Origin of the sequence: Enterobacter sp. ENT03 (assembly GCF_019218745.1) — a bacterium.
Classification (GTDB): domain Bacteria; phylum Pseudomonadota; class Gammaproteobacteria; order Enterobacterales; family Enterobacteriaceae; genus Enterobacter_D.
In genome coordinates this window covers 11,984-33,567 of the sequence record NZ_JAHUXA010000028.1, presented here as the reverse complement: position 1 = coordinate 33,567, position 21,584 = coordinate 11,984, and the positions used below count along the sequence as shown (strand labels likewise).

Here is a 21,584-nt window from a genome sequence, read left to right as displayed (position 1 = left end):
CGAAGCTGATAATCGGGGCGATGATGCGTAAACTTGCCCAGGTGGCGTATGGCGTCCTGAAATCAGGACGCCCGTTCGATGCCACGCTGCATGAGGAAAATGCTTGCATGGCATAACAGTATCTACGAAATGATGTGGGATGGGGTGATGTAGGCCCGGCAAGCAACGCGCCGCCGGGCAAACGTCAAGTTGCGTCGATTTATTTCCGTTGGGGTTGCACTGACAGGTGAAGTAATGGAAATACCAACGCCTGGCCTGTATAAATACATCAATTCTGTAAAAAAACTCATAATGAAAAAATAGAAACTGACCATTATCAAAATAATGCATTCGTGATTTACATTTGAATGAAATTTTAGATACCCTAATTGCATACTGGTACGATAATTTAACGCTAAAAAATCCGTATACCAGGAAAAATTTGTTATGAAGTTAACACATTCAGTCGTAAACCGTCAGCAAAATAATTTTGCTTATCTTCCGGCAGAACGCGAAACTGGAAGAGGGCTAAGCCCCACCATGGAAAATTGTATTGCTGTACAAAACTCCCCGGATGCCATTTTTCAGAATAATGATTTAAAGAACAGAAGCGCGGATGTAATAAAAGCTTTTTTTAAGAAAACAATAGCCGCACAGAGCTATAATAAAATGTTTTCCAAAGGGGCTAACTTTAAAGATTTAGGTATCGCGCTGCCAGATCCATCAGCACGGAAAGCTTCATTACACGCACTACAACATCTTAATAATGTTTCTAAAGCCTACTTGACCGCAATAAAAGGGAAAACCCAAAATTTAACCTTACAAGAAAAAGTTTTGCTCAGTAAAATAGTCGATACAAAAATCCATTTCAGACATCAAAGCAATTCAAATTTGGCAGGTGCCGCGGGTACACTTAATATCATGTCGTTGAATAAGTTACAGTCCCGTGATATTTGCACTGCAAAAAACACGTACTCAGAAGATATACGATGTTTGAATAATCAGGACTTTGTTTTTTTTGGCGTGGAATTTTCTGATGATGAAGCGCTGCTCCCTCTGCATACCCGTCATTCAACTGTCGATTTTGGCGCTAATGCTTATATCGTTGAGGAGCAGTTTCCGCATGGGTATCTGACATTGACTGATCATCTGGATAACACTATACCGCCTGCATTCCTACACGAGCATAAAGAATTTATCGCTCAATTCTCACAGGTAAGAAGTGAAGTTTACCGCAAAGTTCACGGCGATAAAGGCACAATAGATATTCCCATCTTTAATACTAAAGACATGAGGCTTGGTCTGGGGCTGCACCTCATCAACTTCCTGAGAAACAGCAGTGATACCGCATTTAAAAACTTTGCTTTAAATAAAGATCTGGATAGTAAAAATTTAGATAAAATCCTGAATTTCGTATTTCAACCAGAGTTCCATGTTCCCAGAATGGTTAGCACTGATACTTTTAAAGAAGTAAAATTACGAGAAATAAGCGTGGGAGATGCGGTTAAAGCCTCAAATTTTGAAGCGCTTTCAGCACATATGACCAACAAGGATGATGCATGTAAAGTCATGGGGCTTGCTATAAAATACGCTAAAAAAGATGTTGTCGATTTAGTATTCTCAAAATTCAGTTTTACTGTTGATGATTTAATAAAAATGACCACTTCATCCAGAGATATTGAGTTTTCACTAAGCGATGACTCTGCAGATGAAAAAATCCTGAAAGAGTTTCTGGATCGTGGGTTAGTGGAACCGAATACAGCATTCAAGGAAGTTAATGCTGGTGATACCATGTTAGATAATGCGATAAAATACAATAATAAAGAAATGATAGCTCTCTTACTTGCCTATGGCGCCAGGCGTGGGAAGCACAGTAAGAATCATAGCTAAAAAAAAGGTAAGGGAGAACATCTAACAGGGCTGGCATAAGATTAGACAATAATATGCCACATATAAATACTCCTGCGGATACTGATTAATATAACTTTTATAATAATCAGAAAGACAATGTTTTATTAACAGCCCACCGCGAAGGTGGGCTGAGAGATACCAACGTCAATGCGCCTTAAATCCCGCTGCGCTCATCAGCAGCCGGAACCCCATACTCACCGCGCCGAGCGCCAGCACGCTGGCTACCCAGATGATCACCAGCCACATCAACCGTTTCCATAAAGGTGTCTGCATCAGTGATAGCCCTCGCCGGGTTTAACTTTGCCGCGGAATACGTAGTAGCTCCAGAAGGTGTACACCAGGATCACCGGAATAATCAGCAGCGCGCCTACCAGCATAAAGCCCTGGCTTTGCGCCGGGGCGGCAGCCTCCCACAGCGTGATGGACGGCGGAATAATGTGCGGCCAGATGCTGATGCCAAGCCCGCTGAACCCTAAGAAAATCAGTCCCAGCGTCAGCACAAACGGCAGTGAATGGTGCTCAACGTTGCTCAGACTTCGCCATTGCCACCAGCTCAGCAGCACCACCAGCACCGGAACCGGCAGCAGGAAGAAAATATTCGGTATGCTGAACCAGCGATCGGCTATCGCCTGATGCGCCAGCGGCGTCCACAGGCTTATCACCGCCGTCACCACCAGCAGCGCCAATAACAGTTGCTTCGACGAACGACGCATTCTCTCCTGCAATTCACCGCCGCTCTTCATCACCAGCCAGCTCGCGCCGAGCAGGGCGTAGGCCACTACCAGTCCGACACCGCAGAACAGGTTAAACGGCGTCAGCCAGTCCAGTGGACCGCCGCTGAACGTACGACCCGTCACAGGGAAACCGTTCAGCACCGCGCCCACCACGATACCCTGAGTGAAGGTGGCGAGGATCGAGCCACACAGGAACGATTTATCCCAGAACGGGCGGTGTTCCGGGGTGGCTTTGAAGCGAAATTCAAAGGCCACGCCGCGGAAAATCAACCCGATCAGCATCAGCGTCAGGGGGATGGTCAGCGCATCGATGATCACCGCATAAGCCAGTGGAAACGCGCCGAACAGTCCCGCACCACCCAGCACCAGCCAGGTTTCGTTGCCGTCCCAGACCGGCGCGACCGTGTTGACCATCACATCGCGGTCATCTTCATCCTGCACCAGCGGAAACAGAATGCCGATGCCCAAATCAAAGCCGTCCATCACGATATACATCAGCGTGGAGAAGACGATGATCACAAACCAGATTACCGACAGATCGATACCCATTATTTAAACTCCTCCCTGGTCGCTGACAGCGGGCGGGCAGGCCGGCCATCTGTGGGATGTTCATCAGGCGGCTGCGGGCCGAGTTTGATCAGGCGCACCATATAGCTGTAGCCGACGCCGAAGACCGAGGTGTAAACCACAAAGAAGGTCAGCAGACTGATACTCATCTGCAAATCGCCGTGGGCGGAAACCGCGTCGATAGTGCGTTGCAGGCCATACACCACCCACGGTTGACGACCCACTTCCGTCGTTACCCAACCGGCAAGAATGGCGATAAGCCCGGATGGCCCCATCCACAGCGCAAAATGCAGGAATGGCCGCGATTCATAAAGGCGGTGTTTATAACGCAGCCACAGCGCCGCGACGCCAAGCAACATCATCAGCAGACCCATCGCCACCATGATGCGGAACGACCAGAACACAATGGTGGAGTTTGGACGGTCCTCTTTCGGAAACTCTTTTAACGCCGGAACCTGTTTATCGAGACTGTGCGTCAGGATCAGGCTGCCGAGCGCCGGGATCTCCAGCCCATAGCGCGTGCGTTCCTCTTCCATATCCGGCAGGCCGAACAGCAACAACGGCGTCGCCTCACCCGGTTTATTTTCCCAGTGGCCTTCAATGGCGGCGATCTTCGCCGGTTGATGCTCCAGCGTGTTCAGTCCGTGCATATCGCCGATCATGGCCTGAATAGGAGCGACAATCAGCGTCATCCACAGCGCCATGGAGAACATGGTGCGAATGGGAGGGGTATTATTGCCGCGCAGCAGATGCCAGGCCGCGGAGGCGCCCACAAATAACGCGCTACTGAGAAACGCCGCCACCGTCATGTGCAGCAGCCGATACGGGAAGGAGGGGTTAAAGATCACGGCGAACCAGTCCACCGGCACCACCTGACCGTTGACGATCTCAAAGCCCTGCGGAGTGTGCATCCAGCTATTGGACGCCAGGATCCAGAACGTGGACATCAACGTGCCCAGCGCCACCATGCAGGTAGCAAAAAAGTGCAGCCCCGGTCCGACTTTATTCCAGCCGAACAGCATTACGCCGAGAAAACCCGCCTCCAGGAAGAACGCCGTCAGCACTTCATACGTCAGCAGCGGGCCGGTAATACTGCCGGCAAACTGCGAGAATCCGCTCCAGTTAGTGCCGAACTGATAGGCCATCACCAGACCGGACACCACCCCCATGCCGAAGTTAACGGCGAAAATTTTTGACCAGAAATGGTACAGCGCACGCCATACCGGATTTTTGGTTTTCAGCCACAACCCTTCCAGCACCGCCAGGTAACTGGCAAGCCCGATGGTGATCGCCGGGAAGATAATGTGGAATGAAACCGTGAAAGCGAACTGGATCCTCGCCAAATGAAACGCATCAAGACCGAACATAGACAACCTCTGATAACCTGCTGTTAGCGTTAATGGTAATGATCCGGGAGTGAAACGTGCAGACGCAGATACCCGATATTTTTAGATAACAGTTCTTGTTTTAAGGCCATTTTCATCAACTGATATGGAGAAAAGTTTTGTAAGACAGGATAAGTTTAGGTTAAGAACGTGTAAGTGAGAGGGGAAAGGCGGAAGGCTGTTAAAGAATATACGAGCCACTCAAGTGCGGCCCGTTCACACGCAACCATTAAGACTTTTTATGAGGGTTCCTGAAAAGCGCAATTATCAGGATCAGCAGTGTGGTGAGGAAGACAGAAAGGATCATCAGCGCCGGGATGTAACGATCATACCATTCCTCTTCTGTGAGAAAACCGAATCGGCTGGTATAAATATCATAAAGCCAGGTATCCGGGGCCAGCGCGCACAGCACTGAGTACACCACCATAAGAAGCAACAACTGACCTAGCCATATAAGTACGTGGATTTTAGGGCTCATTAATAGACCTGTATCGTTCCAAACGCTCTTAACTGAGAGGTTATCGCTACTGAACCTGCACTTAATAAGGCGTGATGTAATGTCCTGTAATGCCAGGGGAAAGGCATAGTAATACATCCTTCGCTAATCCCGGAATGGCCAGCAGGATGAAGACGAAAAGCGCCTCGCCTGACATTCTTGATAAAGGTCGAGTCATCTAACGTGCCATCGTCACGATAAAGCGCAAACCAGTAGTCACGGTTTGAACCGCTTTCAAGCTCTTTTATCATGTCGTGCCAGTGTGACCCTAAGCCACCCCGTGGACGGGATACAATAAAATATCTGCCGGGTGGTAGGGGGCCGATTTTTTTCAGTGATACCGCAGCCGGGTTATTTCGGCTTGCCCCTGCATTGCCTGAATATGCCGGAAAGAAACCTGTGCCTGGGCAACTGAGCGTCGACATTTGCCCACCATTTAAATGAAAAGTACACCTAATCATTAGCCACCTTATCCCGTACTGGAAAACCTGGCTGCCAATAAACGCCCACAGTTATCAAGCCCGTTAACCATAATGTGCCATAGATATTCTATATAAATCATGTAAATAAATGATTTACGCTTATGGTATCTAAAACCTAAATGAGTTTAAGAGGATAATAACAGCTTGCCGAATATGTTATTTTTAAGTAACTGATATACCATTGTGAAAGACATAGAGGTGCCCGTGAAAAAATACCAGCGCCTTGCGCAGCAAATCATCGACCAGATTGAACTCGGCGTCTGGCAGCCAGGGGACCGCTTACCGTCGTTACGCGAACAGGTCACGCACAGTGGACTGAGCTTTATGACCGTCGGCCATGCCTATCAGATGCTGGAAAGCCAGGGACGTATCGTCGCCCGCCCACAGTCCGGCTACTTCGTCGCGCCGCGCCCGGTGAGCCAAAAACTGACGCCGCCCGCGCAGGTGATGCGTGATGAAGCGGTGGACATCAATACCTACATTTTTGATGTATTACAGGCCAGCTGCGACGCCTCGGTGCTGCCGTTTGGTTCGGCGTTTCCCGATCCGCATCTCTTCCCGCAACAGCAGCTTAACCGCTCGCTGGCAGCGATTGGCAAAACCGCCACCGCCATGAGCGTGATCGAAAACCTGCCGCCGGGCAATGCCGGGCTGCGCCACGCGATCGCCCGTCGCTATGCCCAGCAGGGCATGACCGTTTCGCCGGATGAAATCGTGATCACCGCCGGGGCGCTGGAAGCGCTCAACCTGAGTTTACAGGCGGTGACCGAGCCGGGGGACTGGGTGATCGTCGAGAACCCCTGTTTTTACGGTGCGTTGCAGGCGCTGGAGCGGCTGCGGCTGAAAGCGCTGTCGGTGGCGACGGATGTGAAAGAGGGCATCGATCTGGAGGCGCTCGCTCAGGCGCTGAACGACTATCCGGTAAAAGCCTGCTGGTTGATGACCAATAGCCAGAACCCGCTCGGGTTTACCCTCAGCGCCGACAAAAAAGCCAGACTGGTCGCGCTGCTGGCCCAGCACAACGTCACGCTGATTGAGGATGACGTCTACAGCGAGCTGTATTACGGACGCGAAAAACCCTTGCCTGCGAAAGCCTGGGATACCCAAGACATGACGCTGCACTGCTCGTCATTTTCAAAATGTCTGGTGGCGGGGTTTCGTATCGGCTGGGTGGCGGCGGGAAAACATGCGCGGCGCATTCAGCAACTGCAACTGATGAGCACCTTATCCACCAGTTCGCCGGTGCAGCTGGCGCTGGTCGATTACCTCTCCACCCAGCGCTACGACGCCCACCTGCGACGTCTGCGGCGCACGCTGGCCGCCCGTAAACAGCAAAGCTGGCAGGCGCTGCTGCGCCATCTGCCGCCGGAGGTGAAAATTCACCACAACGACAGCGGCTATTTTTTATGGATCGAACTGCCCGCGCCGCTGGATGCAGGAAGGTTAAGCGAACAGGCGCTGGCGCACCGCATCAGCATCGCGCCGGGCAAAATGTTTTCCACCTCCGACGCCTGGGTGCCGTTTTTCCGCTTTAACACCTCGTGGGAATGGGGCGATCGCCAGGAGCAGGCGGTAAAGATCCTCGGACAATTAATTCGTGAATCGCTGAAATAACAACTCTTTGCGGCGGCTTATTTACTGAATTTAACGTCTGTCACAACCTGAGCAAATTTCTGTAATACGGATCGTGCCGCTGTCTACCTTTATGAAGGGAGACTTTTTAACGGCACGGCTGCCGCACCTCTTATTGCGACAGGAGTACATCCGTATGAGCAAAACATTTGCGCGCAGCTGTCTGTGTTCGCTGGGTATGACCCTTGCCTGCGCCCACGCCGCCGAACCGCCTACGCAGATCGGCAAAGGCGAAGGGCGGCTGGATATTATCGCCTGGCCCGGTTATATCGAGCGTGGGCAAACCGATAAAGACTACGACTGGGTCACGGCATTCGAAAAAGAGACCGGCTGCGCCGTCAACGTCAAAACCGCCGCCACCTCCGATGAAATGGTCAGCCTGATGGCGAAAGGCGGTTACGACCTGGTCACCGCCTCCGGTGACGCCTCCCTGCGGCTGATCATGGGTAAACGCGTCCAGCCGATTAATACGGCGCTTATCGAAAACTGGAAAACCATCGATCCGCGTATGGAGAAGGGCGACTGGTTTAACGTCAACGGTAAAGTCTACGGCACGCCTTATCAGTGGGGGCCGAACCTGCTGATGTACAACACCAAAACCTTTCCCACTCCGCCTGACAGCTGGGCGGTGCTGTTCGTCAAACAAGACCTGCCCGACGGCAAAAGCAATCAGGGCCGCGTCCAGGCCTATGACGGACCGATTTATATCGCCGATGCTGCGCTTTATGTGAAAGCAACCCAGCCGGAACTCGGCATTGACGATCCTTATCAGCTCACCCAACAGCAGTACGACGCGGTGCTGAAGGTGTTGCGCGATCAGCATCAGCTGATCCACCGCTACTGGCACGACACCACGGTGCAGATGAGCGATTTCAAAAACGAAGGCGTGGTGGCCTCCAGCGCCTGGCCGTATCAGGCAAACGCGCTGAAAGGCGAAAACCAGCCCATTGCCACTGTCTTTCCAAAAGAGGGCGTCACCGGCTGGGCAGATACCACCATGCTGCACGCCGACGCCAGACACCCGAACTGCGCCTATAAGTGGATGAACTGGTCACTGACGCCAAAAGTGCAGGGCGACGTGGCAGCGTGGTTTGGCTCGCTGCCTGTCGTGCCGGAAGGCTGCAAAGCCAGCCCGCTGCTCGGTGAAAAAGGCTGCGACACCAACGGCTACGGCTTCTTTGACAAGATCGCCTTCTGGAAAACCCCGGTGGCGGACGGCGGCAAATATGTGCCGTACAGCCGCTGGACGCAGGATTACATCGCCATTATGGGTGGTCGTTAAGGGGCGAGACAGCATGACCAGTGCCGTAGAGTTTCACAATGTCTCGCGTCTGTATGGGGATGTGCGGGCAGTAGATGGCGTCAGCCTTGAGGTGCAGGACGGGGAGTTTTTCTCGATGCTGGGACCGTCTGGCTCCGGCAAAACCACCTGTCTGCGGTTGATAGCCGGTTTTGAACAGTTATCCGGCGGGGCGATCCGCATTTTCGGCCAGGATGCCAGCGCGCTGCCGCCCTGGCAGCGTGACGTCAATACCGTCTTCCAGGATTACGCGCTGTTCCCGCACATGTCGATCCTCGACAATGTCGCCTACGGCCTGATGGTAAAAGGCATGGACAAAAAACAGCGCCATGCCCGCGCCCGCGAGGCGCTGGAGAAGGTCGCGCTGGGATTTGTCCATACCCGCAAACCTTCGCAGCTTTCCGGCGGTCAGCGGCAGCGGGTGGCGATTGCCCGTGCGCTGGTCAACGAGCCGCGGGTATTGCTGCTGGATGAGCCGCTCGGCGCGCTCGATCTCAAACTGCGCGAGCAGATGCAGTTCGAACTGAAAAAGCTGCAACAGGATCTGGGCATCACCTTTATTTTCGTCACCCACGATCAGGGCGAAGCGCTGTCGATGTCTGACCGGGTGGCGGTGTTCAACAACGGCCGCATCGAGCAAATCGACAGCCCGCGCGAACTTTATTTACGCCCGCGCACGCCGTTTGTCGCCGGTTTTGTCGGCACCGCCAACGTTTTTACCGCTGACACCGCCAGCCAGTTGTGCGGCATGACGGGGATTTATTCCCTGCGCCCCGAACATATCCGCCTCAACGTCGCGGGCGAAATAGAGGTGCAGGGCGTGGTACAGGCGGTGCAGTATCAGGGGGCAGCAACGCGCTTTGAGCTGCGGCTGCCGGGGGGCGAAAAACTGCTGGTCAGCCAGCCGAATCTCTCCGACGCGCAACTGCCGGAACTGTTGCAGCCAGGCCAGCCGGTGCAGGCTTCCTGGGCGCGGGCGGCGATGGTGCCGTTGCAGGGGGCGGGCTAAATGGCGATGAACGTTTCTCGACTGCCAGCGCCACAGCGGGCCGGAAGGCTGTCGGGCTTTTTCTGGCGCCGGCCCGGCCTCGGGCTGTTCCTGCTGCTTTTGCCGCCGCTGATGTGGTTTGGCGTGGTCTATTTCGGATCGCTGCTCACCCTGTTGTGGCAGGGGTTTTATACGTTCGACGATTTTACTATGTCGGTGACGCCGGATCTGACGCTGGCGAACCTGCGGGCGCTGTTTAATCCTGCCAACTACGACATCATCCTGCGCACCCTGACCATGGCGCTGGCAGTTACGGTCGCCAGCGCTATCCTGGCGTTCCCGATGGCGTGGTTTATGGCGCGGTATACCCGCGGCAAGATGAAAGCTTTTTTCTATATTGCCGTGATGCTGCCAATGTGGGCGAGTTACATCGTCAAAGCCTACGCCTGGACGCTGCTGCTGGCGAAAGACGGCGTGGCCCAGTGGTTCTTAAATCACCTCGGGCTGCAACCGCTGCTGGCTGCTTTTCTGACCCTGCCCGCCGCAGGCGGCAGCACACTTTCCACTTCCGGCGTCGGGCGTTTTCTGGTGTTTCTCTACATCTGGCTGCCGTTTATGATCCTGCCGGTGCAGGCGGCGCTGGAGCGGCTACCCGCCTCGCTGTTACAGGCATCAGCCGATTTGGGCGCGCGTCCGGCGCAAACCTTCCGTTACGTGGTGCTGCCGCTGGCTATTCCTGGCATTGCCGCCGGTTCGATTTTCACCTTCTCCCTGACGCTGGGGGATTTTATCGTCCCGCAACTGGTCGGCCCGCCGGGGTATTTCATCGGCAACATGGTCTATTCACAGCAGGGGGCGATTGGCAACATGCCGATGGCGGCGGCCTTTACGCTGGTGCCCATCGTATTGATTGCCCTGTATCTGGCGTTCGTGAAACGCCTGGGAGCTTTCGATGCACTCTGATCGTGCCCCTTTTTTGCTCAAAGTGGCGGCCTGGGGCGGGGTGATCTTCCTGCATTTCCCGCTCGCTATCATCGCCCTCTATGCGTTCAACACCGAAGACGCGGCGTTCAGTTTTCCCCCGCAGGGACTGACGCTGCGCTGGTTCAGCGTGGCCGCTACACGGGCCGACATTCTCGAATCTGTGACGTTGTCACTGAAAATCGCCGCGCTGTCGACGGTCATCGCCTTAGGACTTGGCACGCTTGCTGCAGCAGCCTTATGGCGCAGCACGTTTTTTGGCAAGAACGCCATCTCGTTACTGTTACTGCTGCCTATTGCGCTGCCGGGGATCATCACCGGGCTGGCGCTGCTGACGGCCTTTAAAACCGTCGATCTGGAGCCGGGTTTTTTAACTATCGTCATCGGCCATGCGACTTTTTGCGTGGTGGTGGTGTTTAACAACGTCATCGCACGCTTTCGCCGTACCTCATGGAGCCTGGTGGAAGCGTCGATGGATTTGGGCGCGACCGGCTGGCAGACCTTCCGCTATGTGGTGCTGCCGAACCTGGGTTCGGCGCTGCTGGCGGGCGGCATGCTGGCGTTTGCGCTGTCGTTCGACGAGATCATCGTCACCACGTTTACCGCGGGGCATGAACGTACGCTGCCCTTGTGGCTGCTCAACCAGTTAGGCCGACCGCGCGACGTGCCGGTGACTAACGTGGTGGCGCTGCTGGTGATGCTGGTCACGATGCTGCCGATCCTCGGTGCCTGGTGGCTGACCCGCGAAGACGACATCGGAAAATAACTGACCACAGAGAAAGGACAATGCTATGCAACATCAACTGTTCATTAATGGCGAGCTGATCAACGGCGAAGGGGAAACCCAGGCCGTGTATAACCCGGCCACCGGAGAGGTGTTGCTGGAGATCGCTGAAGCTTCTGCCGCCCAGGTTGACGCCGCCGTGCGCGCCGCCGATCGCGCGTTTAGCGAATGGGGCCAGACCACGCCGAAAGTGCGTGCCGAGGCGCTGCTGAAACTGGCACAGGTTATTGAAGACAACGCCGAGGCGCTGGCAAAACTCGAGTCACTCAACTGCGGCAAACCGCTGCACTGTGCGCTAAACGATGAGATCCCGGCAGTGGTGGACGTATTTCGCTTTTTTGCCGGCGCAGCACGCACGCTCAATGGCCTGGCCGCAGGAGAATATCTGGAAGGGCACACCTCGATGATCCGCCGCGATCCGGTGGGCGTGGTCGCCTCCATTGCGCCCTGGAACTATCCGCTGATGATGGCCGCCTGGAAACTCGCCCCGGCGCTGGCCGCGGGTAACTGCGTGGTGCTTAAACCGTCAGAAATCACGCCGCTGACGGCGCTGAAACTGGCGGAACTGGCAAAAGACATTTTCCCGGCAGGCGTCCTGAACGTGCTGTTTGGCCGCGGTAAAACCGTCGGCGATCCGCTGACCGGTCATGAAAAAGTGCGCATGGTTTCCCTCACAGGCTCGATTGCCACTGGCGAACATATCATCGGCCATACGGCCTCCTCGGTGAAACGTACCCATATGGAACTGGGCGGCAAAGCCCCGGTGATCGTCTTTGACGATGCGGATCTGGAGGCGGTGGTCGAAGGCGTGCGCACCTTTGGTTATTACAACGCCGGGCAGGACTGCACCGCGGCCTGTCGTATCTATGCGCAAAAGGGCATTTACCCGGCGCTGGTGGAAAAACTCGCGGCCGCAGTAGCCAGCCTGAAAATGGGCGCGCCGGAGGATGCATCTACCGAGCTGGGACCGTTAAGTTCCGAAGCCCATCTGGCGCGGGTGAGCGCCGCAGTGGACGAGGCAAAAGCATTACCTCACATCAAAGTGATCACCGGCGGTCAAAAACGCGAGGGCGCGGGCTACTATTTTCAGCCGACGCTGCTGGCCGGGGCGAAGCAGGAAGATGCCATCGTCCAGCGTGAAGTGTTCGGCCCGGTAGTGAGTATCACGGAATTTGACGATGAAGCTCAGGTGCTGGCATGGGCCAACGATTCGCAGTACGGGCTGGCGTCATCAGTATGGACAAAAGATGTGGGCCGTGCGCACCGTCTGAGCGCACGCCTGCAATATGGCTGCACCTGGGTCAATACCCACTTTATGCTGGTCAGTGAAATGCCACATGGTGGGCAGAAAATGTCCGGCTACGGTAAAGATATGTCGGTTTACGGGCTGGAGGATTACACCGTGGTGCGGCATGTGATGATAAAACACTAATTATTATTCAACGCGCAGGGCAACCATTATGCTAATAACATTTGGTTGCCCTGAAGGGGGTCATTGTAATTAAGAAAAATTAATTACCCCCGCCCGATGCTTTCAGCTAATTCGCGTATATTTGACCGTTTCTGCGCAGAGCAGAAAACGATAAATCAGACCGCCAATAATACCGCCGATCAGCGGCACCAGCCAGAATACCCATAATTGCTCTACCGCCCAGGTTCCCTGGAAAATAGCCACTGCCGTGCTGCGCGCCGGATTAACAGAGGTATTGGTCACGGGAATGCTGATCAGATGGATCAGGGTCAGCGCCAGACCAATCGCCAGGGGCGCAAAACCAGCGGGTGCACGTTTATCCGTTGCGCCGTGAATGACAATCAGGAAGAACGCGGTGAGCACCAGCTCAGCGACAACGGCGGCCAGCAGTGAATAGCCACCGGGAGAATGTTCGCCAAATCCATTTGCGGCGAAACCACTCGCCGTCACGTCAAAGTTCGCGTTACCGCTGGCAATCAGGTACAGGACGCCTGCGGCAACGATACCGCCAATCACCTGCGCGATGAGGTAAGGTAAAACGTCGCGCAATGAGAAACGACCGCCGGCCCACAGCCCGAGCGTAACAGCCGGGTTAAAGTGTCCACCGGAAATATGACCCACGGCGTAGGCCATGGTCACCACCGTCAGACCAAACGCGAGGGCCACGCCCGCGAATCCAATACCCAATTGCGGAAAAGCAGCAGCCAGAACCGCACTGCCACAGCCACCCAAGACCAGCCAGAACGTGCCAAAAAATTCGGCAGCGGTTTTTTTTAACATCGGTAAGTTCCTTCTGTTCATTAATTATTCATGGCATACATATAACGCTGCCGTATGGTCATCCGTTAATCGCGCAAGGGAATACAACAGCGCTATAAAAGCCACTATTAATAACATCCGTGATGTTATTAGTGTGACTGTAATTATTGCGATGTAAATAAGCGTTTTATATAACTGCTGAAATGTTTTGTTTTTTGTTTTATTGTGATTTAGATGCGCATCTCTATATAGGCCATGATATTTTTCTTGAGTAATTGTTATTGCTGTTACGAATGTCAATTTATTGCTGGTAAGCTGTGACACAGTCGCCTTTCAGGGCAGTGGATTTGGTTGATAATACGTGCGGCCTTAACGCAGGGAGCGCCTGTCACGATGACACTCTATTTTAAATTATTGATTTTCTATGCGGTGATGGCAGTGGTATGCGGCGTCATCACCTGGTTTCTCACCAAAGATAAAGGGTGGGTTCGCCTGCTCGCCGCTGTGCTGGTCGGGCTGACATGGCCGATGAGCTTCCCGATGGCGTTACTGCTTTCCTTGTTCTGAGTGGCCAGTCCCCACGATCCCTTTATGACTCCAGTTGTAATTCACCATCGCCAGCATCAGCGGCGCACGCACCTCACCAAAACGTGAGGTGTGCTGGCGGGCAAAAAACTCACGAAAACGTGGCGGCAGACGGGACGCCTCATAACGCACCAGTGTGCTGTGCCAGAAGGGTGGCGGCAGCGGCGTGTTACCGTAACGCCGCGTTAACGCCGATTTCCAGGGGCTGGCGAGCAGAGCCTCGGCAAAACGTTGCCGTTGCGCGAGGCTGGCGGCGTCCGGAATGCCTGCGAGCAGAAGTTGATCGGGAAGGGCGACCAGTCGCAGATCGCGGATGGTAACGGTCAGCGGCGTGATGTCATTAAACAGCGCCGTCAGGCAGGGAATTTCCTGCGGCGGCTGCGGCGTGGCATAAATCGCATCGGTAACCGCTAAGAACGTAAAGTGCAGCGCGGTAGCAGGCATGACATCGGCCAGTGGATCGCCTGCGGCCAGCTCATGCAGCTCCTGCAACAGGGCGGCGATGGCGGGGGATAACGGCGGGGTGATGCCCGTTGCCAGCGCAAACTTATCTTTTGCATAACGCGGTGCGCGCCGTCTCTCGCCGATGTCGGGATGCTGCTGCCATGCCGCCAACGTCCGGGATGATGTACTGTCATAAAGCGCGTTCAGCGTGTCGATCAATTTTCCCTTTCCTTTTGCTGTTACAAAACTTGATTAATATCAATAAACGATGCATATTGCGCCCGTTTTGTCTCTGGAATCGATCACATAATGACACTCTATCAAAAAATGCTGGCTTTCTATGCCGTCATGGCCGCTATCAGCGCGCTGATCACCTGGTTTCTGTCGAAAGATCGCAAACGCATCCGCTTTCTCAGTGCCTTCCTGGTCGGTTCCACCTGGCCGATGAGCTTTCCCGTTGCGTTACTCATCTCACTTTTCTAAGTGATTCAAAGGGCTGACGCAAAAGCGTGATCCCTGGGTCGTTAATTAAAACATCGTTCCATTAATATCAATCCTCGATTTCTTAACATAGCGAGGCAAGATGATGGCGAAGCGAGGTTTTGGTCTGGCAGCAGCATTGTGCATGCCGATGGTATTACAGGGCTGTGCAAACGGGAGTGACAACGTAACGGGTACGCCGACGCGCGGCATCCTGACCGCGTCGGAAGCAGCACCTTATACCCCCGCAAACTATTTTGCCCGAGGTGGCCTGCTTGCCGCCCCGGACGGCCCCTGGCACCCGACGGCCATTCGTCTCGATGCGGTTTCTACGCCGTGGCGCGTCGGACCTGATGAACCCTGGCAGACCGTGCAACAGGCGATTAACGCCGCCATCCGTCAGGCCACCGATCGTTCGCGCATCTATATCAGCGTGCAGCCTGGCGCTTATCAGGGCGCGGTGTATATTCCGGCCGACGCGCCACCGATCACGCTTTTCGGCACCGGTAAGCAGCCGGAGGATGTCCGTCTCGAACTGGCGCTTGATTCGCAATTTTCCCCCGCCCAATACCGCCAGACGGTTAACCCTGCCCGACAGTTCCGCGAAGGCGATCCCGCCTGGTATCTCTATTCTCAATGCGCCGCTAAAACCAGCGCACGGATCGGCACCAACTGCGCAGCGGTGGTCTGGTCGCAAAGTCATGATTTGCAGATCGCGCGGCTGAGCATTGTGAATTCGCTGCTGGATACGGTAGACGGCGGAACCCATCAGGGGGTCGCGCTGCGCACCGACGGCGATCGCGTACAGCTGGAAAATGTACGGCTGATTGGCCGCCAGGACACGGTATACCTCAACACCAGCAACCGCGAAAACCTGGCCGTGACCGACCGCATCAGCCGCGTGCTGGTCAAAGACAGCTATATCGAAGGCGATGTGGATTACGTCTTTGGCCGTGCCAGCGTGGTATTTGACGGCGTGGAATTTCACACGGTTTCCTCCCGCGGTTCGCAGGAAGCCTACGTGCTGGCACCGAATACCTTACCGGATCAGCCGTACGGTTTTCTGGTGCTGAACAGCCGTTTCACCGGCGATGCAGGGTATCAGGGGAGCTACAAAGCGAAGCTGGGACGGGCGTGGGATCAGGGGGCTGGCAAAACCGGTTATCTGCCGGGTAAGACCGCCAATGGTCAGGTGTTGATCGCCTGGAGCACGATAGACTCCAGCTATGATCGGCTGTCGCCGTGGGGATCGGCGGCCACCACCGCGCGACCCTATCGCGCCAACCCCGCGCCGGATCGCCACCTGAACGACACCGCCTGGAACCGGTTATGGGAATGGCAGACCGAATGGCAGTGAATTATCGCCCGGCGGCGCTGCGCTTGCCGGGCCTACGAGATACGTCCACGGAAAATGGTTGGTAGGCCGGGTAAGGCACAGCCGCCACCCGGCACAAATCCTCACACCAGCTTGATCAACTTCTTGCGCATGGCCAGCGGTACATCAAGCGGATGCTGATAACCGATGTTTTCATTGCTGCGGGTGTAAAGCGCGACCAGCCAGTCATAAACATAGCGGGTGGCGGCGTGGATCGGCTGTTCTCCGAGGCGCGTCAGGCGGGCATCGCTGGCAGCGGGTGCGCTGGCGCTGAAAATGCCATGGCCTTTCTGCACGCGGCTGGCGGGACGCTGGTCCTCCGGCAACGCGGCATAGCCAAGCCAGGCAATGAAGTTACCGATGGCGGCATGCAGCTGCGCGGCACAGGCGGTATCGCGCTGCATGATCTGCTGCAAGGTCTGCGGCAGTTCCAGACGATAGCTGGTGACGATCAGCGTATCCGCCACCTGGCGCAGCGCGGCGGGGGTTAAGCCTAAGCGCTCGGCGCTGGCGTCGTTACGGCTCCATTGACGCAGATGATTCACCCACATCGCATGCGCCTGATGGCCCGTATCTTTGGCTGCCGTGACGGTTTCCGGCTGCGCGGCGACATCGGCAAACAGATCGATGGCATCGTTAAACAGACCGCTGACTTTTTCTTCCCGCGGCTGCTGCACTTTCCAAAGCGCGTCGAAATGCTTCATGTCCGGCAGTAACCCATCCAGCAGCTCACCGTGACGGCTCGCCTGACCCTGTAACTCACGGATCGCCGTTTCGGCGCGGGCGCGCTGGCTTTCGGGCGTCTCTTTGAGCGGCGCGGTCCAGGTTTGCATCAGATCGCGCAGCAGTTGCAGATGACGATCGCGCAGCGCTTTCAGGCGTACGGTGCGCAGCGACGGGGCAGTGGCCTGCGACAGCCATTCGATAAGACGTTGCAGGCTGCTGGCATCCAGCGCCTGTAGGGTGCCCCAGTGCTGGCCTGGTTTGCCGAGCAACTGTTGCACGGTTTCATCCAGATTCTGCGCCGTGGTGAAACGCGCATCCTGCGGGGTGATGGCCCACACCAGCCCCGGCAGCGCGGTTTCCTGGCCGGACTGGGTTTCTTTCACCCAGTTGAGCAGCGTGCGCGCCGTGGTGGCGGTTTCGTTGCGCTGCGGCGTGGCGTTACAGATCATCAATACATCCGGCTGTACCTGCTGGCGATAATGGTCGAGCAGCCAGCGGCATTTGCTGTTTTGCAGCGACGGCTGTGCGCCGAGGCTCGGCACCGGAATATCGAGAATATCCACGCCATTCAGCACACTGTCTTCCACCGGCAGCACCAGCTCACGCACCAGCAGCGCCAGCGTGGCGAGCGGAATGCTGACGGCGTTCTGTAGCTGGTCTTCCGCCCAGGGATGCACCACCACTTCGCCGTGAGCGCTGTCGCCGTCTTCCGGCTGCAGGTTAAGAAAACCTTCCGTGGGCAGCGCGAAATTATCCACTAACAGGCTAAGCGGGGCGGCGAGCGAACGGGCGTTACCGGTCTGATGCAGAATATGCGCCAGCGCCAGCCACTGCTGCGTTAACTCCTGATGCTCGCCCCACAGCAGCGACCACGCGCTGGCGCGGGCGCTGAGATCCAGCGACGGCAGCAGCGTAATAAACTGATACCACAGCCCGTCATCCAGTTGCTGGCGGGAGGCGGGAACTGTCCCGCGCCAGAAGCGGGCAATCGCGCCCACTTCTTCGGCGGTGATCCCCGGCACCTGCTGCGGCTGACGCAGTGTGCGCCAGCGGGTCAGCCGATCTTCAATGACGCTTTTTTCCACCGTGCGCAGATCCGGCAGGCACTGCGCATGGGCGATAAACACCTGCACCAGCTCCGCTTCGCTTAGAATGCCCAGCTGCAACGGAAAACGGTCGTCAGCCGCCGCGTCGCGCTGACTGAAACGCAGCGCCATGCCGGTCAGCGCATGGCCCGGATTGATATGGGTAAAGTAATCCAGCGTTTTGTCGCCGGGTTTAACATTCACCCGGCCATTGCCGCTGTTACACAGCGCGGCGAGCAGATGCGCTTTCGACGCCTGCGAATGGCCGTACAGTGCCACGGTGCAGGTATTCTCTGCCGCCTGCATCAGCACGGATTCCTGAGCCGAGGCGGCGGTGAGGCGCGCCAGCAGCGCGTCGGCATCGTCGTCAAGCAGCGGCGCGTGGACGCGGGTTTCGTTCACCCAGGCCATCACGGCCTGGGACATTTTTATTGGCGCTTTCATTTCAGGTACACACTCCCGCTGTCGATCCAGTAATGGCTGCCGCTATGACGGCGATCGGCAAGCGTATTCAGTTTAAACGTCAGCGCATCGGCATCCACCGGCGTGCCGTCCGTCAGCCAGGCATCGCTCAGGGTGAAGGCTTCCGGTCCGTGCGCTTTGCTGCCGCCGGTAAATTGCAGGCGTACATTCAGTACGCCGTCACCGGCAATGGCTTTCGCCAGCTCCGGCGAGTTGATGCTCAGCGTGTACAGCGGCGTGGCGGGCCAGCGGGCGTTGGCCAGCTGTCGGAAACCGAGCGTCACGTTGCCGCGCAGCGGGAAATGCAGTTTTGTGTCGAGCTTCGCGCCGGGCTTGTCGAGATCAATATCGTGATACCAGACGTTCTCGTCGCGCAGCGTGTTGACGGTGTTATCCAGCACGCCGAGATAGCGCACGGTGGAGTAGGCGCCAATGTCTGCCGCTTTGAAGTTGAAGCGTGGCAGACGCAGATCCAGCGCCAGGCTGCACAGCATCGCGCCGACGGCGGCGGTGGATTTCGGATTACCGATGCGCCCCTGCTGGCTGAACGGATACCACTCATGCACGCGGTATTTATCCAGCCACACCATCCGGTTGACCGGCACCGGTTGCAGATGGCGGATCAGCGCCTGCACGCCCGGCAGACAGCCTGGACGCCCGGTGATGAGCAACACATCGCAACAGTAGTGGGAGATGGCTTCGCACACCGCATGCAGCGGCGCGGTAAGGGTAAATTGCCCGGCGAGCATCGCGCTTTGCAGTTCACTGAAATTGACCTGTAACGGCACGGCGAAAATATCAAATTCCGCCGCGCCCTGCGGCAGCGCCGGATCAATGGCCTGCTTCAGATAGTTCAGCACGTTGCGTGTCGGCGGCTGCTTGATCAGCTCACCAAAGGTGGCGTGCAGACCGGCCAGCGGATCGTTGACGTCGCTGGATTCCCACGCTGCAAGGATCGCATGACCGATCGGCATAAACAGTTGCAGCGTGGTTTGCTGACGGAGCACCGCCTGAGTGTCGATGCGCCCGGAGTCGCCAAACAGCGTCGCCAGCAGCGCGGCGGCGTCAGTAATCCCCGCTTTTTGCAGCTGCGTTTGCAGCGCCGGTAACACGCAGCGCTGGATCACATCCAGCAGAATGTCGTCCCCGGCAACTTTAAAGCCTTCGCGGAACAGCAGTTGCGGCGTGATTTTTACGTTGCTGCCAGTGCCGTCATCCAGCTGATAGTGGGTGATCGCCATGTCGGTGGTGCCGCCGCCAATATCAATGGAGGCGACCCGTAAGGCGCGCCCCGGTACGTCCCCCGGCGCGACGGTACGATCCGGGCGGGCGAGGGAGGCGAAAAAGGTTTCCGTCTGCCCGGCAAAGTGGGAAATGGCTTCGTTATACAGCCACACCAGCTGACCACAACTGGCTTCGTCCCACTCCATCTGAATGCGTGGAACTGGCACGACGCTTTTTTCCTGCTGCTTGCGGCTGGCGAAATCATCGTCCTGCGGGTGCCAGCCCATCGCTTTCCACACCAGCGCGATCGCCTCGAACATACGGCGACGGAATATTTCGCGTTCCTGTTTCGGCATCGCCGACGGCAGGGTAAGAATAATGGTGCGCAGCTGACGCGGCGAGGCGGGGAAGCCCAGACGCAGGCGCGTCGCCACGCTGTTGATCTGACCTAAAGCCTGCGCCAGCAGTTCGCACAGCATGTGCGTCATCAGCGTGCTGCGGCTGTACTGCGGCGAGAACACTGGCAGACGTTCGTCCAGCGGCAGCGTGTACAGCGGCTGGCCGTCGTCGTTCATCAGGTTCATCAGCGGGAAGGCGGTCGCCAGCGGTTCGCGCTGGGATTTGCTGTTCATCTGGCTGAAACGCCAGTCCTGCAACACCGGGGTTTCATCCCACAGGTATCGGCGCGGGCTGGAGATGCCGCTGTTGCCTTCGGTGCCGAGACGACCGGTCGCCAGTTTGCGGGCTTCATCACCCACGCGCACGATGGACGGCCAGATAAAGGCGTCTTCGCGGCCACTTTCCACCGAGAAATGCTGTTTGCCAAAGCGCGCTTCGGAAAACTCAAGACGGCTGGTGAACAGCGGTTCGTTCAAAAATTGCGGTTCGCTGAGCGAGCGCACCTGGAGTTCGGCGGTCTGGCGCAGGCCATCGTTGGCATCGCCATGATCTTCGATGATCACCCCGCAGGTATGGGTATTGCCGACGTCGAGAATTAAATCCACCGGGATCGCCGGGGTGCTGAGCGTGTGGGTGACGATCTTCACTTCCGGCACGCTGAGCTGTTCACCCAGCAGCGTCATCAGATTCAGCCAGTGCGCCTGATACTCAAAGCCGCGCAGCGCCTGAGCGACATCGCGCTCGCTGCGGTTTTCAGGCTGGATAGCCTGCAAAAAAACTTCCCGCAGCCAGCCGTCGATCCACGTCTGATCGAGGAAATCCGCCACTTCGTCATCGCGCCACGCCAGCGAAAAACGCGTGCCGTTCAGAATGTCGTTTTCAATGGGCGCAAGGGCGGCGGGGGACAGGTCGTTAATCTGGCTGTCGAGCGCCAGCGTCACGCGATGGGTGTGACCGTTGCTGTCCGGCTCGCTAAGCTTGCGGATCTGCACGCGCGCCCAGTTATCCGGGCCTTCCACGAAGGTGCGCGGCGGGTTGAAACGCAGAAACGGGATCGGCAGCCAGACGCCATCAAGCAGGGCGAGGGAGCCAGGCAGGCCGAGCGTGGTTTCCGGTTTGACCACTTCCGCCGGGCCGCCGTTGCTGGCGGGCAGGGTGAAACGCTCGTTCACCAGATCGTAATCCAGACGCAGCAGCGGGCCGTTGGCGGTTTTACGCACGAAGCGGCCATTGTGGGTGGACACCAGCGGCGTCAGCCCGAAATCCAGAAATTGCACGCCGCTGTTGGCAATCAGCGTCACGCTCTGTTTGTAGTCGCAAAGATTTACCAGCATA

Annotated in this window: 19 protein-coding genes; 10 read left to right on the top strand and 9 right to left on the bottom strand. The window is 56.4% G+C overall.

Features of this window, described 5'->3' with window-relative positions:
- The first annotated feature begins 426 nt into the window (after window positions 1-426).
- Complete coding sequence (locus KW828_RS20730; protein ID WP_218338136.1) at window positions 427-1,869, top strand: T3SS effector OspC family protein; 1,443 nt, start codon at window positions 427-429, stop codon at window positions 1,867-1,869.
- A gap of 165 nt (window positions 1,870-2,034) precedes the next feature.
- On the opposite strand, the gene KW828_RS20725 is transcribed toward KW828_RS20730, so the two are convergent.
- From KW828_RS20725 to KW828_RS20705, 5 genes are all read right to left on the bottom strand, one after another.
- Window positions 2,035-2,163 carry a DUF2474 domain-containing protein gene (locus tag KW828_RS20725; RefSeq protein ID WP_218338135.1) on the bottom strand — a complete coding sequence of 43 codons (129 nt, stop codon included), beginning with the start codon at window positions 2,161-2,163 and terminating at the stop codon, window positions 2,035-2,037.
- Window positions 2,163-3,173 carry a cytochrome d ubiquinol oxidase subunit II gene (cydB, locus tag KW828_RS20720; RefSeq protein WP_218338134.1) on the bottom strand — a complete coding sequence of 337 codons (1,011 nt, stop codon included), beginning with the start codon at window positions 3,171-3,173 and terminating at the stop codon, window positions 2,163-2,165. Before cydB ends, KW828_RS20725 begins: the two co-directional genes overlap by 1 nt.
- A complete protein-coding gene (locus KW828_RS20715; protein ID WP_218338133.1) occupies window positions 3,173-4,558 on the bottom strand; it encodes a cytochrome ubiquinol oxidase subunit I in 1,386 nt (461 codons plus the stop codon). The genes cydB and KW828_RS20715 overlap by 1 nt, the downstream gene beginning before the upstream one ends.
- A gap of 247 nt (window positions 4,559-4,805) precedes the next feature.
- Entirely contained in the window at window positions 4,806-5,054 is a 249-nt protein-coding gene (locus KW828_RS20710; RefSeq protein ID WP_218338132.1) for a hypothetical protein, read from the bottom strand.
- A complete protein-coding gene (locus KW828_RS20705; protein ID WP_218338131.1) occupies window positions 5,054-5,533 on the bottom strand; it encodes a DUF2778 domain-containing protein in 480 nt (159 codons plus the stop codon). Before KW828_RS20705 ends, KW828_RS20710 begins: the two co-directional genes overlap by 1 nt.
- A gap of 225 nt (window positions 5,534-5,758) precedes the next feature.
- Between KW828_RS20705 and KW828_RS20700 the strand changes: the two genes are divergently transcribed.
- The 6 genes from KW828_RS20700 (at window position 5,759) to patD (ending at window position 12,671) form a co-directional block, all read left to right on the top strand.
- Window positions 5,759-7,168 (top strand): PLP-dependent aminotransferase family protein, encoded by a 1,410-nt coding sequence (locus KW828_RS20700; protein ID WP_218338130.1) that lies wholly within the window; start codon window positions 5,759-5,761, stop codon window positions 7,166-7,168.
- 154 nt (window positions 7,169-7,322) lie between these two features.
- Window positions 7,323-8,468 carry a putative ABC transporter substrate-binding protein YdcS gene (gene ydcS, locus KW828_RS20695; RefSeq protein ID WP_218338129.1) on the top strand — a complete coding sequence of 382 codons (1,146 nt, stop codon included), beginning with the start codon at window positions 7,323-7,325 and terminating at the stop codon, window positions 8,466-8,468.
- A 13-nt stretch (window positions 8,469-8,481) separates the two neighbouring features.
- Window positions 8,482-9,495, top strand: coding sequence for an ABC transporter ATP-binding protein (locus KW828_RS20690; protein ID WP_218338128.1), 1,014 nt, complete (start codon window positions 8,482-8,484; stop codon window positions 9,493-9,495).
- Window positions 9,496-10,437 (top strand): ABC transporter permease, encoded by a 942-nt coding sequence (locus KW828_RS20685; protein WP_218338127.1) that lies wholly within the window; start codon window positions 9,496-9,498, stop codon window positions 10,435-10,437.
- Window positions 10,427-11,221, top strand: a complete 795-nt coding sequence (locus KW828_RS20680; protein ID WP_218338126.1) for an ABC transporter permease — start codon at window positions 10,427-10,429, stop codon at window positions 11,219-11,221. The genes KW828_RS20685 and KW828_RS20680 overlap by 11 nt, the downstream gene beginning before the upstream one ends.
- A gap of 25 nt (window positions 11,222-11,246) precedes the next feature.
- The gene (gene patD / locus KW828_RS20675) at window positions 11,247-12,671 is read left to right on the top strand and encodes an aminobutyraldehyde dehydrogenase (RefSeq protein WP_218338125.1); all 1,425 of its coding nucleotides are present in this window, start codon (window positions 11,247-11,249) and stop codon (window positions 12,669-12,671) included.
- 102 nt (window positions 12,672-12,773) lie between these two features.
- Here the strand turns inward: patD and aqpZ are convergent, their stop codons facing one another.
- Window positions 12,774-13,490, bottom strand: coding sequence for an aquaporin Z (gene aqpZ, locus KW828_RS20670; RefSeq protein WP_218338124.1), 717 nt, complete (start codon window positions 13,488-13,490; stop codon window positions 12,774-12,776).
- Between the two features lie 372 nt (window positions 13,491-13,862).
- Between aqpZ and KW828_RS20665 the strand changes: the two genes are divergently transcribed.
- A complete protein-coding gene (locus KW828_RS20665; protein ID WP_088218523.1) occupies window positions 13,863-14,036 on the top strand; it encodes a GhoT/OrtT family toxin in 174 nt (57 codons plus the stop codon).
- On the opposite strand, the gene KW828_RS20660 is transcribed toward KW828_RS20665, so the two are convergent.
- Complete coding sequence (locus KW828_RS20660; protein WP_218338123.1) at window positions 14,016-14,717, bottom strand: hypothetical protein; 702 nt, start codon at window positions 14,715-14,717, stop codon at window positions 14,016-14,018. The genes KW828_RS20665 and KW828_RS20660 overlap by 21 nt on opposite strands.
- 90 nt (window positions 14,718-14,807) lie before the next feature.
- On the opposite strand from KW828_RS20660, the gene KW828_RS20655 reads away from it, so the two are divergent.
- Both KW828_RS20655 and KW828_RS20650 read left to right on the top strand, forming a co-directional pair.
- Window positions 14,808-14,981, top strand: coding sequence for a GhoT/OrtT family toxin (locus KW828_RS20655; RefSeq protein WP_072568518.1), 174 nt, complete (start codon window positions 14,808-14,810; stop codon window positions 14,979-14,981).
- Between the two features lie 100 nt (window positions 14,982-15,081).
- On the top strand, window positions 15,082-16,335 hold the full coding sequence (locus KW828_RS20650; protein ID WP_218338122.1) for a putative acyl-CoA thioester hydrolase: 1,254 nt from the start codon (window positions 15,082-15,084) through the stop codon (window positions 16,333-16,335).
- 101 nt (window positions 16,336-16,436) lie between these two features.
- Here KW828_RS20650 and KW828_RS20645 read toward each other — a convergent pair whose 3' ends face one another.
- Window positions 16,437-18,608 carry a virulence factor SrfC family protein gene (locus tag KW828_RS20645; RefSeq protein ID WP_218338121.1) on the bottom strand — a complete coding sequence of 724 codons (2,172 nt, stop codon included), beginning with the start codon at window positions 18,606-18,608 and terminating at the stop codon, window positions 16,437-16,439.
- Entirely contained in the window at window positions 18,605-21,583 is a 2,979-nt protein-coding gene (locus tag KW828_RS20640) for a virulence factor SrfB (RefSeq protein ID WP_218338120.1), read from the bottom strand. Before KW828_RS20640 ends, KW828_RS20645 begins: the two co-directional genes overlap by 4 nt.
- Between the last annotated feature and the right edge of the window lies 1 nt (window position 21,584).